The sequence below is a fragment of the Bradyrhizobium sp. genome (assembly GCF_019242285.1).
In the GTDB taxonomy this organism is placed as follows: domain Bacteria; phylum Pseudomonadota; class Alphaproteobacteria; order Rhizobiales; family Xanthobacteraceae; genus Bradyrhizobium.
In genome coordinates this window covers 1-13,137 of sequence record NZ_JAFAVV010000622.1, presented here as the reverse complement: position 1 = coordinate 13,137, position 13,137 = coordinate 1, and the positions used below count along the sequence as shown (strand labels likewise).

Annotated in this window: 12 protein-coding genes and 1 pseudogene; 4 read left to right on the top strand and 9 right to left on the bottom strand. The window is 67.0% G+C overall.

Annotated elements, in window-relative coordinates; all coding sequences use genetic code 11:
* Window positions 1–520: molybdopterin cofactor-binding domain-containing protein (locus JOY90_RS25520; RefSeq protein ID WP_291693879.1), on the top strand; the 520-nt coding region annotated here is incomplete at its 5' end.
* A gap of 159 nt (window positions 521–679) precedes the next feature.
* On the opposite strand, the gene JOY90_RS25515 is transcribed toward JOY90_RS25520, so the two are convergent.
* The gene (locus JOY90_RS25515) at window positions 680–1,480 is read right to left on the bottom strand and encodes a hypothetical protein (RefSeq protein ID WP_291693878.1); all 801 of its coding nucleotides are present in this window, start codon (window positions 1,478–1,480) and stop codon (window positions 680–682) included.
* A gap of 134 nt (window positions 1,481–1,614) precedes the next feature.
* Between JOY90_RS25515 and JOY90_RS25510 the strand changes: the two genes are divergently transcribed.
* The 3 genes from JOY90_RS25510 to JOY90_RS25500 are packed head-to-tail and all read left to right on the top strand — an operon-like array spanning window position 1,615 to window position 5,011.
* Window positions 1,615–2,112: a YaiI/YqxD family protein gene (locus tag JOY90_RS25510; RefSeq protein WP_291693877.1), complete on the top strand. Its 498-nt coding sequence runs from the start codon at window positions 1,615–1,617 to the stop codon at window positions 2,110–2,112.
* A 4-nt stretch (window positions 2,113–2,116) separates the two neighbouring features.
* The gene (locus JOY90_RS25505; RefSeq protein WP_291693876.1) at window positions 2,117–3,925 is read left to right on the top strand and encodes an ABC-F family ATP-binding cassette domain-containing protein; all 1,809 of its coding nucleotides are present in this window, start codon (window positions 2,117–2,119) and stop codon (window positions 3,923–3,925) included.
* Between the two features lie 3 nt (window positions 3,926–3,928).
* Window positions 3,929–5,011, top strand: a complete 1,083-nt coding sequence (locus JOY90_RS25500) for a D-TA family PLP-dependent enzyme (protein ID WP_291693875.1) — start codon at window positions 3,929–3,931, stop codon at window positions 5,009–5,011.
* 135 nt (window positions 5,012–5,146) lie between these two features.
* On the opposite strand, the gene JOY90_RS25495 is transcribed toward JOY90_RS25500, so the two are convergent.
* The 8 genes and pseudogenes from JOY90_RS25495 to JOY90_RS25460 all read right to left on the bottom strand — a co-directional run.
* Window positions 5,147–6,373 carry a TIGR03862 family flavoprotein gene (locus JOY90_RS25495; protein ID WP_291693874.1) on the bottom strand — a complete coding sequence of 409 codons (1,227 nt, stop codon included), beginning with the start codon at window positions 6,371–6,373 and terminating at the stop codon, window positions 5,147–5,149.
* 68 nt (window positions 6,374–6,441) lie between these two features.
* The gene (locus JOY90_RS25490) at window positions 6,442–7,359 is read right to left on the bottom strand and encodes an SDR family NAD(P)-dependent oxidoreductase (RefSeq protein ID WP_291693873.1); all 918 of its coding nucleotides are present in this window, start codon (window positions 7,357–7,359) and stop codon (window positions 6,442–6,444) included.
* Between the two features lie 57 nt (window positions 7,360–7,416).
* Window positions 7,417–7,896 (bottom strand): MaoC family dehydratase, encoded by a 480-nt coding sequence (locus JOY90_RS25485; protein ID WP_291693872.1) that lies wholly within the window; start codon window positions 7,894–7,896, stop codon window positions 7,417–7,419.
* Between the two features lie 2 nt (window positions 7,897–7,898).
* The gene (locus JOY90_RS25480; protein WP_291693871.1) at window positions 7,899–9,623 is read right to left on the bottom strand and encodes an AMP-binding protein; all 1,725 of its coding nucleotides are present in this window, start codon (window positions 9,621–9,623) and stop codon (window positions 7,899–7,901) included.
* A 2-nt stretch (window positions 9,624–9,625) separates the two neighbouring features.
* Window positions 9,626–10,513 (bottom strand): 3-hydroxyisobutyrate dehydrogenase, encoded by an 888-nt coding sequence (mmsB, locus tag JOY90_RS25475; protein WP_291693870.1) that lies wholly within the window; start codon window positions 10,511–10,513, stop codon window positions 9,626–9,628.
* Window positions 10,514–10,532: 19 nt separating this feature from the next.
* Window positions 10,533–11,609, bottom strand: coding sequence for an enoyl-CoA hydratase/isomerase family protein (locus JOY90_RS25470; protein WP_291693869.1), 1,077 nt, complete (start codon window positions 11,607–11,609; stop codon window positions 10,533–10,535).
* Entirely contained in the window at window positions 11,606–12,757 is a 1,152-nt protein-coding gene (locus JOY90_RS25465) for an isobutyryl-CoA dehydrogenase (RefSeq protein WP_291693868.1), read from the bottom strand. The genes JOY90_RS25470 and JOY90_RS25465 overlap by 4 nt, the downstream gene beginning before the upstream one ends.
* 196 nt (window positions 12,758–12,953) lie before the next feature.
* Window positions 12,954–13,137 (bottom strand): annotated as a pseudogene (locus JOY90_RS25460) (methylmalonate-semialdehyde dehydrogenase (CoA acylating)); the annotation flags it as partial.

The following is a 13,137-nucleotide window of genomic DNA, read 5'->3' as shown; positions in this document are numbered from 1 at the left end:
AGGCACGCCCAAGTCGCTCGATGTCGATCACGCCACCAAAGAGACCGTGTCGACCTTCCCGAACGGCTGCCATGTCGCCGAGGTCGAGATCGATCCCGACACCGGCGTGGTCAGGATCGTGCGCTACACCGGGGTCAATGATTTCGGCACCATCGTCAATCCGATGATCGTGGCCGGGCAGTTGCACGGCGGCGTCGCCCAGGGCATCGGCCAGGCGCTGATGGAAGAGGTGAGCTACGACACGAGCGGGCAGCCGATCACCGGCTCGTTCATGGACTATGCCATGCCGCGCGCCGAGGACATCCCGCCGATCGAGGTCGGCGACCATCCTTCGCCCGCGAAATCCAATCCGCTCGGCACCAAGGGCTGCGGCGAGGCCGGCTGCGCCGGCAGCCTCGTATGCATCGTCAACGCGGTGATCGACGCGCTGTCGGAACACGGCATCAAGCACATCGACATGCCGATCACGCCGGAAAAGATCTGGCGCGCGATCCAGGAAGCAAAGGCGAAGGCGGCGTAAATCGAGGTGGCGTAGGTAGGCACGCCGTCTCCCCACCACCGCTGTCGTCGCCCGGCTCGAGCGGGCGACCCAGCATTCCAGAGACACCTCGATTCGATCACTGCCGTCTCCGGAATGCTGGATGCCCGCTTTCGCGGGTATGACGGTGTGCCTTGCTGCCTACGCCGCGGCCTGCTCGCGCGGCTGATAAATCGCGATGTGCCAGCAATGCGCCAGCGGCGTCGTGCCGTTGGCGACCACCAGCGCGTCGAGCTCGACGAAGCGATGGCCCTTCTTCTCGTAATTGCCGACCACCTTGGCGCGCACGGAGAGCACGTCGTCGCGCTTCGCGGCGGAGAGAAGCTGCATGCGGCTGCCGACGTGAATCCAGGGGCCGAGGATGGCGTTGTCGACCAGCGCCTTGTTCATCATCCGTTGCAGCAGCGCCGGATGGCCGAGCCCCTCGCGCGCATAGATCGGATCGGTCTCGTGGATGTCCGCGAGATACTGTGTCGCCGCCTCGCCGGCCCAGTCGCGCGGCATGGTGCCGAGCCATTTGCCGATCTCGTAGGACGTGGCATCGACCGGGCGACGCTGGCTCGCCGGCGGCCTATCGGCGAAATCCGCGAGCGAAACGGCCGGCGCCGATTCCGGCAGCGACGCGCTGCCGCTGGCGCAAAGCTCGCTCTTGCTTTCGACCTCGATCACGAGGCCTGCCTCGCTCTCGACGGCCCTGACCTCGGCGATCTCGCCGTCATAGACCGGCTTCAGGAACCGCGCCTCGATCAATCCGCGTTCGAGGAAGGCGCGGCCCCATCGCGCGACCGGCAGGTGCAGCATGTAGGCGATGACGTCGACGCCGGGCACGAGCCCGCCGGAGAAGCCGTATTTCCGCGCCACCGTGTCGTCGTGGATCTTGTTCTCGGAATGCTTCGAGGTGTTGTAGGCCTCGATGCGATGGGGTTCGAGCCGGCTGGACATGCCCGTTTCCTCGGTTTTCGCGGTATTCTTCCCGTCGATCGTAGCGGCACGGAACGCGCTGGCAAGGCCGTCGTTCGGCTCGCAATTTTCCGCCCGATGGAGTACATGCGACACCATCGAAGCCGCCTGAAGCAATGACGGAAAAACCCCACACAACCCGCATCTATGTCGATGCCGACGCCTGCCCGGTGAAGGACGAGATCTATCGCGTCGCGATCCGCCTCGGCGTGCCCGTCAGCGTGGTCGCCGGCAGCTTCATTCGCGTGCCGCAGGATCCCCTGATCGAACGCATCGCGGCCGGTTCCGGCATGGACGCCGCCGACGACTGGATCGCGGAGCGCGCCCGCCCCGGTGACGTCGTGATCACCGCGGACATTCCGCTGGCCAGCCGCTGCGTCAAGGCCGGCGCCGAGGTGATCGCGCCGAACGGCAAGCCGTTTTCCGAACAGTCGATCGGCATGACGCTCGCGATGCGGAACCTGATGACCGATCTGCGGGCGTCGGGTGAGATCACCGGCGGGCCGAGATCGTTCTCGCCGCGCGACCGCTCGACCTTCCTGTCGACGCTCGACCAGACCATCCGCCGCCTCCAGCGCCGCCGCGCCGAGCCGGCAGCAACGAGCCAGGATTGACGCGATGGCGCCACCGCTGATCCAGCTCAAGGACATCGCGCTGACCTTTGGCGGCACCCCGCTGCTCGCCGGCGTGGAATTGTCGGTCTCGCCGTCCGAACGGGTCTGCCTGATCGGCCGCAACGGCTCCGGCAAGTCGACGCTGCTCAGGATCATGGCAGGCGCCGTCGAGCCCGACCGCGGCAGTCGCTTCGTGCAGCCGGGCGCGACCATCCGCTATCTGCCGCAGGAGCCGGATTTCGTGGGCTACGCGACCACGCTCGCCTATGTCGAGGCCGGCCTCGGCCCCGGCGACGACCGTCATCCCGCGCGCTATCTCCTCGAGCAGCTCGGCCTCACCGGCGACGAGGACCCCCAAAACCTCTCCGGCGGCGAGGCGCGGCGCGCAGCGCTGGCGCGGGTGCTGGCGCCCTCGCCCGATATTCTGCTCCTGGACGAGCCGACCAACCATCTCGACCTGCCGACCATCGAATGGCTGGAGAGCGAGCTCGACGGCAGGCGCAGCGCGCTGGTGCTGATCAGCCACGATCGCCGCTTTCTCACCAACCTGTCGCGGGCGACCGCCTGGCTCGACCGCGGCCAGATCCGGCAGATCGACCGCGGCTTTGCGGCGTTCGAATCCTGGCGCGACGAGGTGCTGGCGGAAGAAGAGCGCGAGCAGCACAAGCTCGATCGCAGAATCGTCAACGAGGAGCACTGGCTGCGCTACGGCGTCTCCGGCCGCCGCAAGCGCAACGTGAAGCGGCTCGGCAATCTGCACGCGCTGCGTGACGCGCGGAAGAATTATCGCGGCAGCGCCGGCAGTGTCGCGCTCGCCGCGGCCGAGGCCGAGAAGTCCGGCCGGCTGGTGATCGAGGCGAAAGGCATCTCCAAGGCCTATGGCGAACGCAGGATCGTCGATGATTTTTCGATCCGCATCCAGCGCGGCGACCGCATCGGCATCGTCGGGCCGAACGGCGCCGGCAAGACCACGCTGGTCAATTTGTTGACCGGCGGCGATGCGCCGGACAGCGGCACGGTGCGGCTCGGCGCCAATCTGGAGATGGCGACGCTGGACCAGCACCGCGAAAGCCTCGATCCGAAGTCGACGCTGGCGGAGGCGCTGACCGGCGGCCGCGGCGACCATGTCTTGGTCGGCGGCAAGCCGAAGCATGTCGCAAGCTACATGAAGGATTTTCTGTTCGCCCAGGAGCAGATCCGCACGCCGCTGGAGGTGCTGTCCGGCGGCGAGCGCGGCCGGCTGATGCTGGCGAGGGCGCTGGCGAAGCCGTCCAACCTGCTGGTGCTGGACGAGCCGACCAACGATCTCGATCTCGAAACCCTCGACGTGCTCGAGGAGATGCTCGGCGACTACGAGGGCACGGTGATCCTGATCAGCCACGATCGCGATTTCCTCGACCGGGTCTTGACTTCGGTGATCGCGCCCGATGGCAACGGGAAGTGGATCGAATATGCCGGCGGCTACAGCGACATGCTGGCGCAGCGCGGCGCCGACCTGAAGCGCGGGGCGGCCAGGGCGCCAGCGCCTGAGAAGCTGGAAGCGAAAGCCTCGGCTTCGGCCGCCGCGCCCAAGCGGCGGCTCAGCTTCAACGAGAAGCACGCGCTGGAGACCTTGCCAAAGACCATCGCCAGATTGCAGGCCGATATCGGCAAGCTGCAACGCGGGCTTGACGATCCCGACCTCTACCGCAAGGATCGCCAAAAGTTCGAAGAGACCTCGACCGCCATCGCCACGGCGCAGCAGGAGCTTGCCGCCGCCGAGGATCGCTGGCTGGAGCTCGAAGTGCTGCGCGAAGAGATTGAACAGGCCTGAACCATGACCACGCCCCTCGCCGCCAAGATCGCCCGCGACTATGGCACGCCCTGCGCCGTCATCGACATGGACAAGGTCGAGCGCAACATTAGGCGCGTGCAGGCCGCCTGCGATGCCGCCGGCATCGCCAACCGGCCGCACATCAAGACCCACAAGAGCCCGCTGCTCGCGAGGATGCAGGTCGACGCCGGCGCCAGGGGCATCACCTGCCAGAAACTCGGCGAGGCCGAGGTGATGGCGGAAGCCGGCATCGACGACATCCTGATCTCCTATAACCTGCTCGGCGAGGAGAAGATGGCCCGGCTCGGCGCGCTGCAGGCCAGGGCCAACATGACGGTCGCGGCCGACAACCCGACCGTGATCGCCGGCCTGCCGAAGGCCGCCGAGCTGTCCGGCCGGCCGCTGTCGGTCGTGATCGAATGCGACACCGGGCGCAAGCGCGCCGGCGTCGAGACGCCGGCTGAGGCGGTCGCGCTGGCGCGCCAGATCGCGCAATCGAAGGGGCTCGCCTTCGCGGGCTTCATGCTGTACCCGACCGAAACCGGCTGGGCGGAGGCGCAGCAATTCTACGATGCGGCGCTGGCCGGGGTGCGCGAGCTCGGGCTCGACGCCAGGATGGTGTCGACCGGCGGCTCGCCCAATCTGAAGAACCTCGGCAAGCTGAAGGGTGCGACCGAGCATCGACCGGGCACCTACATCTACAACGACCGCATGCAGGTCGCGGCCGGCGTCGCGGGCTTCGACGATTGCGCGCTCAACATCTATTCCACCGTGGTCAGCCGGGCCGCGCCCGAACGCGGCATCCTCGATGCCGGCTCGAAGACGCTGACCTCGGATTCCGGCGGCGGGATGGACGGCTACGGCCTGATCCTGGAGCATCCCGAGGCCAGGATCGCGCGCTTCGCCGAGGAGCACGGCTTCCTCGACCTCTCCCGCAGCAACACGCGGCCGAATGTCGGCGACGTCGTGCGCATCGTACCGAACCATGTCTGCGTCGTCGTCAACATGATGGACGAGGTGGTGATGGTACGCGGCGAGGAGATCGTCGGCGTGCTGCCGGTCGCGGCACGGGGGAAATTGCGGTGAGCGCCGTGGGGTGGGCAAAGCGGCCTCTTGCGCCAACGCCCGACACAACAAGACAGAAGCGTGCCCACCATTCCAGAGCGATGCTGCCGAAAGAATGGTGGGCACGACGCTTTGCGTCTTAGCCCACCCTCCTGTCTACGGCTTCAGCCACTTCAACACCCCCTTCCCCGCCGCGGCGCCGGTGGCAAAGCACGCCTGCAGGAGATAGCCGCCGGTCGGCGCTTCCCAGTCGAGCATCTCGCCGGCGGCAAACACACCGGGCAGACGGCACAGCATGTAGTCGGCATCGAGCTCATCGAGCGCGATGCCGCCGGCGCTCGAGATGGCGCGCGCCATCGGCGCCGGGCCGGTGAGCGTGACCGGCACGGCGCTGACGAGGCGCATCAGCTCGGCCGGCGACAGCGACGACAAGGGCGTGCTGGCCGTCACCGCCGCCTCCTGCAACAACCCGATCGCCACCGGCGAGAACTGCGCCTTGCGCAGGAAATTGGCCAGCGACTGCTTGCCGCGCGGCGCAGACAGCCGCGCCACCAGCTCGATGGCGTCGAGATCGGGCCGCAGCGCGATGTGCAGCGTGGCGGCTCCCAACCGCGCGATCGCCTCGCGCAGCTCCGCCGACAGCGCATAGATCGCACCGCCTTCGATCCCGCTTCGCGTAATCACGGCCTCGCCGAGCGCGCGATGGGTGCCGAATTTCAGCTCGACGCCTTTGAGCGGCTGGCCCTCAAAGCGGTCGCGAAAGAACCCCGTCCAGGCGACCGTGAAACCGCAATTTGCCGGCCGCAACGGCGAGATCGCGACGCCCCTGGCGGCAAGCGCGTCGGTCCACACGCCATCCGAGCCGAGCCGCGGCCAGCTCGCGCCGCCCAGCGCCAGCACGGTCGCGCGGGTCGCGACGGTGCGCTGGCCATGCGGCGTCTGAAAGCGCAGCCCGCCATAGCCGTCCCAGCCGGTCCAGCGGTGGCGAAACGTGAACTGCACGCCCGCCGCATCGAGCCGACGCAGCCAGGCCCGCAGCAACGGCGAGGCCTTCATCGCCGTCGGAAACACCCGCCCGCTCGAGCCGACGAAAGTCGATTGCCCCAACTGCTCGGTCCATTGCCGCAGGCGATCCGGCGCCAACGCGCTGATCGCACCCGCGAGCCGAGGCGCCGCCTCGCGGTAGCGCGCCAGAAAGGCCGGCAACGCCTCGCTGTGGGTCAAGTTGAGCCCGCCGCGCCCGGCCATCAGGAACTTGCGCCCGGCCGACGGCATCGCATCGAAGACGGTGACCTGGGCACCGCCCTGGCTGAGCACTTCCGCCGCCATCAGCCCGGCGGGGCCGGCGCCAATCACGGCAACGTCGATCTGGGAAAGGGACATGCTCAGGAAGGGACTTGGCGCGAATTCGCGGGGAGAGTGTTTCGCGCCACAATCCCGGATCGATGCGGCTAAAGCTTGATGCCGGCGCGCGCCGCGGCCTGCGCGAGATATTTCTGCGTCTGCTGGAACGCGCCTTCCAGCGCCCGCGCCTTCGACATGTCGCTGATCTCGGCGAAGTGCGCCGCGACCGCATCCGGCGTCCATTCCGTTTCCGGCAGGTTGATGCCCTCGCTCTCCAGTACCTGGATCACCGCGAACGAGCCGGCGCCGGCGCCCATGATGGTGCGCGTCGGCGCATCTTCGCTCAGGAGATACTCCACCGCCGGCGTGATCGCCTCGGGCCTCATGAGTTGCTGGGCCTGCGGCTGCAGCAGCTCCTCGGTCATCCGCGTCGCCGCGGTCGGCGAGACGGTGTTGACGCGCAAATCATACTTGCGGCCCTCTTCGGCGAGCACGTTCATCAGCCCGATCATGCCGGACTTCGCCGCGCCGTAATTGGCCTGGCCGAAATTGCCGTAGAGGCCGGATGACGAGGTCGTCAGCACGATGCGGCCATACTTGCGCTCGCGCATGCCGTCCCACACTGCCTTGCAGCAGTAGAAGCTCCCGACCAGATGCACGTCGAGCACCTTCGCGAAATCGGACGCCTCCATCTTGCCGAACGACTTGTCGCGCAGGATGCCGGCATTGGCGCAGAGCAGATCGACGCTGCCCCACTCGCTGGTTGCGCGGTCGACCATCGCCTTGACCTGCGCGAAGTCGGAGACATCGGCGCCGTCGGCCATCGCGACGCCGCCCGCCCTGCGGATCTCCTCGACCACCGCCTCGGCGGCACTCAGCGATCCACCGCTGCCGTCGCGCGTGCCGCCGAAATCATTGACTACGACCTTGGCGCCGCGGCCGGCGAGTCCCAGCGCATGCGCGCGGCCGAGGCCATTGCCCGCGCCGGTCACGATGGCGACGCGTCCGTCAAATCTGATCGTCATATGTCCACTACCATCTCTTTCTTCCTTCTCCCCTCGTGGGAGAAGGGTAGGAAAACATCACGCGAAATAGATCAAACCGATCCAGTCGGCAACCAGCGCCGGCTTGTCCTCGCCCTCGATCTCGACGGTGACATTGGTGCGCGACTGCAATTCCTTGGGCTTGCGCAGCCTGGCTTCCGCCAGCACGAAGCGGCCGCGGACGCGTGAGCCGGCGCGGACCGGTGAGATGAAGCGCAGCTTGTCGAAGCCGTAGTTCACGCCCAACGTGGTGCCTTCGATGATGGGCATCACTTCGTAGGACATGATACTCATCAAGGACATGGTGAGGAAGCCATGCGCGATGGTGTTACCGAACGAGGTCTCGCGCTTGGCGCGCTCCGGATCGACATGGATGAACTGGTGATCCTCGATCACGTCGGCATAGAGGTTGATGCGGTTCTGATCGACCAGATGCCAGGAGGACACGCCGATCTCCTGGCCGACCATGCCCTGGTAGGTTGCCAGCGATACCGGCGGCTTCTTCCAGACCTCGTTCATCTCTACTGCCCCGCCTCGCCCGCCTGCGCCTTCAGCTCCGGAAAATCCTCTTCGCGGAATTCGTGGCCGCGCAGCGCATCGGTGCGGTTGTCGTCGTGCTCGAGCCGGCGCAACTGTACACGGCGGATTTTCCCCGAGATCGTCTTCGGCAATTCCTTGACCAGCTCGACGCGACGGATGCGCTTGAACGGCGCGAGGCGCGCCTGGAGATGCCTGAAGATCGACAGCGCGGTCTCTCGCGAATGGTCGACACCGCCGACCAGGAGGATGTAGGCCTTCGGGATCGCGAGCCGGATCGGATCGGGGCTGGGCACGACCGCGGCCTCCGCCACCGCTTCATGCTCGATCAGGATGCTTTCCAATTCGAACGGGCTGATCCGGTAGTCCGAGGACTTGAAGACATCGTCGGAGCGGCCGACGAAGGTGAGGTAGCCCTCGTCGTCCGCAAACACCACGTCGCCGCTGCGATAGACGTCGCCATCGGCACCAACCAGCCTACCATGCTCATCCTGATAGCCCTGCATCAGACCCGCCGGACGGTCCGCTCCGAGCAGCAGCGTCACCTCGCCCTCGTTGGCGACATTGCCGTCGTGATCGGTGATCTGCACGCGATAGCCCGGCAGCGGCCGGCCCATCGAGCCGACCTTCACCTGCTGCCCCGGCGAGTTGCCGACCATCGCGGTGGTCTCGGTCTGGCCATAGCCGTCGCGGATGACGAGGTTCCAGGCGGCGCGGACCTGATCGATCACCTCTGGATTGAGCGGCTCGCCGGCGCCGCAGACCTCGCGCAGGCTCACCTTGAACTCCGACAGCTTCTCCTGGATGAACAATCGCCACACCGTCGGCGGCGCGCACAGCGTGGTGACGCCGCAGCGCGCGATGGTGCCGAGCAGGCCCTTGGCATCGAAGCGCGGCTGGTTGACCACGAACACCGTGGCGCCGGCATTCCAGGGCGCGAAGAAGCAGCTCCAGGCGTGCTTGGCCCAGCCTGGCGAGGAGATGTTGAGATGCACGTCGCCCGGCTGCAGGCCGAGCCAGAACATGGTCGACAGCGCGCCGACCGGATAGCTGTGCTGGCTGTGCCGGACCAGTTTTGGCTTCGCGGTGGTGCCTGAGGTGAAATAGAGCAGGATCGGTTCGTCGGCATGGGTGGGCCCATCGGGCGCGAACGTCTCGGGATGGTTGACCGCCTCATCGAACGACAGCCAGCCTTCCGGCACCGGATTGGCGTCGACCACGATCCGGACCAGATCGCCGCGAAGGTTGGCGAACTTCGCCGCCTGGTCCTGGGCGGCGATCACCACCTTGGCGCGGCCGCGATCGATGCGGTCCTGCAATTCGTCCGGCGTGAGCAGCGTGGTCGCGGGGATCACGACGACGCCGAGCTTCATCGCCGCCAGCATGGTCTCCCACAGCGGCACGACATTGCCGAGCAAGAGCAGGAGATGATCGCCGCGCCTCAAACCTTGCGCCCGCAGGAAATTGGCGACCTGGTTGGAGCGGCGCGAGAGCGTGGTGAAGGATAGTTTCGACTCCCGGCCACCGGCATCGACGATCCAGAGCGCCGCGCGGTCCTTGCTGTCGGCGTTGTGCGCGAGCTCGGCGTCGAACCAGTCCAGCGCCCAGTTGAAGGGCGCGGGATCGGGCCAGCGGAAGCCCTTCACCGCCGCATCGTAATCATTCCGATTTCTCAGAAGAAAGGCGCGGGCGTCCTGGAATGTGGTCATCGCTATTTTCCTGCGAGACTGCGGATGTGATTGATGATTCCCGAAAAATCGACGCCGCCATGGCCGGCGGCGTCGAACGCCCTGTAGATCTCCTGCGCGTGCCGGCCGAGCGGGGTTGCCGCGCCCGAGGCATGGGCCGCATCCTGCGCCAGCGTGAGATCCTTGACCATCAGCGCGGAGGCGAAGCCCGGCTTGTAGTCGTTGTTGGCGGGCGAGGCCGGCACCGGTCCCGGCACCGGGCAATAGGAGGTCAGTGCCCAGCACTGGCCGGACGAGGTCGAGGCGACGTCGAACAGCGCCTGGTGCGACAGCCCGAGCTTCTCGGCGAGCGTGAAGGCCTCGCCGACCGCGATCATGGAGACGGCGAGGATCATGTTGTTGCAGATCTTGGCCGCCTGCCCCGCGCCTGCGCCACCGCAATGCACGATCTTCTTTCCCATCTTCTCCAGCACGGGCTTTGCCGCCGCGAACGATATCTCGTCGCCGCCGCACATGAAGGTCAGGGTCGCGGCTTTGGCGCCGCCGGTGCCGCCGGACACCGGCGCGTCGACCGAGCCGATGCCGTGCTTCGCCGCCAGCGCATGCGCCTGTTTGGCGCTTTGGACGTCGATGGTCGAGCAGTCGATGATCAGCGCGCCTTTGGTCATCGCGGGAACGACGTCGCTCCAGACCGCGAGCACGTGCTTGCCGGCCGGCAGCATGGTGATGACGACCTCGGCGCCCTCGACAGCGGCGGTCGCGCTTTCGGCGACCGTGGCGCCGTCGCTTTTGGCCTGGTTGCGCAGCCCTTCGACCAGATCGAAGGCGACGACCTTGTGGCCGGCCTTGACCAGATTGGCGGCCATCGGCCCACCCATGTTGCCGAGGCCGATGAATCCGATCGCTGCCATCCTGCTTCCTCCGCTTTTTCTATTTCGTTGGGAACGTCAACTCGTCCGCGCCGATCTCGGCGAAATACGGCGCCAGCATCTCCGGCGTCACATCCTCGATACGCGGCGGCGACCATTTCGGATTGCGGTCCTTGTCGATCACCGCGGCCCGCACGCCCTCGCGGAAATCGTCGCTGGCAAATACCTCCAGCGCGGCACGATACTCCCGCACCAGGCATTCTTCCAGCGAGGAGGCATGACGCGCCAGCCGGAGCAGTTTCAGGGTGACCACCATGCCGCGGGGCGACTTCTCGCCGAGTGTCTTGAGTGTCGACTGCGCGAGCTCGGAGCTGTCGCGCGTCAGCGCTTTGACGATATCCTCCAGCCGATCGTGCCCGAACCAGGCATCGATCTGGGGCTGCAGCGCGGCCACCGGCCCGGCCTTCTCGCCGGTGGCAAAACCGTCGATCAGGGCCTGCACCTCGCTGGAGAGCGTGTCGGGACGCACGCTGGTGAGGACGTCGCGCAGCGCCGGCCACCTGGTCGACGGCACCACCGCATCGGCAAAGCGCGCGTGGATCGCGTCGGGGCCGTTCATGGTCTGCCCGGTGAGGCCGAAATAGGTGCCGATCTCGCCCGGCGCATGCGAGAGCAGCCAGGTGCCGCCGACATCGGGAAAGAAGCCCAAGCCCACTTCCGGCATCGCGAGCTTGGTACGCTCGGTGACCACACGGTGGCGGCTGTGCGCGGACAGGCCGACGCCGCCGCCCATGACGAGACCATCCATGAACGCGACATAGGGCTTCGGGTACTTCGCGATCCGTGCGTTCATCACGTATTCCTGCCGCCAGAATCGCTTGCCGAGATCGCCGCCGGCGCGCGAGCTCTCGTAGAGCCCGCGAATGTCGCCGCCGGCGCACAGCCCACGCTCGCCGGCGCCTTCGAGCAGCACCAGCGCCACCGCGGGGTCCGTTTCGAACTGATCCAGCGCGCGGTCGATTCCCTCGGACATTTCCAGCGTCATCGCGTTGATGGCCTTGGGCCGGTTCAGCCGGATGATGCCGGCCGAGCCTTCGCGCCGGACGATCAGATCGGGTTCGGGCGCGGCCAAGTTCATCGCGCCCCCTCGATCAGCTTGCGCGCCACGATCAATCGCATGATCTCGTTGGTCCCTTCCAGGATCTGGTGCACGCGCAAATCGCGCACGATCTTCTCGATGCCGTATTCGCTGAGATAGCCGTAGCCGCCATGCAGTTGCAGCGCCTGGTTGGCGACCTCGAAGCCGACATCGGTGCCGAAGCGCTTGGCCATCGCGCACAGCATGGTCGCGTCATGGTCCTTGCGGTCGAGGGCCGCGGCCGCGCGCCACACGAAGGTGCGCGCCGCCTCCAGCTCGGTCGCCATGTCGGCGAGGCGGAATTGCAGCGCCTGGAATTCGTCGAGCCGCTTGCCGAACGCCTTGCGCTCTCTCATATAGGCCAGCGCCTTGTCGAGCGCATTTTGTGCTCCACCAAGAGAACATGCCGCGATGTTGACGCGGCCGCCGTCGAGCCCGGCCATCGCGATCTTGAAGCCGATGCCCTCCTCGCCCAGGAGGTTGGCGACCGGCACGCGCGCATTCTCGAAGATCACCGCCCGCGTCGGTTGCGCGTTCCAGCCCATCTTGCGCTCGTTGGCGCCGAGCGACAGCCCGGGCGTATGCGCCGCCTCGACCACCAGGGTCGAGATGCCGCCGGGGCCCTCGTCGCCGGTGCGGACCATCACGACATAGAGGTCGCCGCCGCCGGCACCCGAGATGAACTGCTTCTGGCCGTTCAGCAGGTAGTGGTCGCCGTCGCGCACCGCGCGGGTGCGGAGCGCCGCGGCGTCCGAGCCGGAGCCCGGCTCGGTCAGGCAGTAGCTCGCGAGCAGATCCATGGTGCAGAGCCGCGGCAGCCATTGCCGGCGCTGGGCGTCGTTGCCGAACGCGTCGATCATCCAGGCCGCCATGTTGTGGATCGAGATGAAGGCCGACACGGTCGGGCAGCCCTGCGCCAGCGCCTCGAAGATCAGCGCCGCGTCGAAGCGCGTCAGCGCCGAGCCGCCGACATCGTCGCGGATATAGACGCCGCCGATGCCGAGCTTGGCCGCCTCGCGCATCACGTCGACCGGGAAATGCTTCTCCTCGTCCCAGCGGATCGCATGCGGCGCGATCTTCTCCGCCGCGAACGCCCGCGCCATGTCGCGAACCGCGATCTGGTCCTCGTTCAGCGTGAAGTGGGTCATGAGAGATGCCCGCGCCGAATCGCCGACCCGTAGGGTGGGCTAAGCTTCGGCCGAAGCTCGAAGAGCGAAGGCGGAAGCGTGCCCACCATTCCGAGCCATGCTGCCGATAGGCGGTGGGCACGGCGCTCCGCGCGATGCGTGGCATCGTCGCGTCGCGCCTTAGCCCACCCTACAGAACCTCTCTGCATCGCGCGGCTCACGTCATCGTCGGGATCGAGAACTCGGCGCCCTCCTTGACGCCGGACGGCCAGCGTGAGGACACCGTCTTGGTCTTGGTGTAGAAACGGATCGAATCCGGGCCGTGCTGGTTGAGGTCGCCGAAGCCCGACTTCTTCCAGCCGCCGAAGGTGTAATAGGCGATCGGCACCGGGATCGGCACG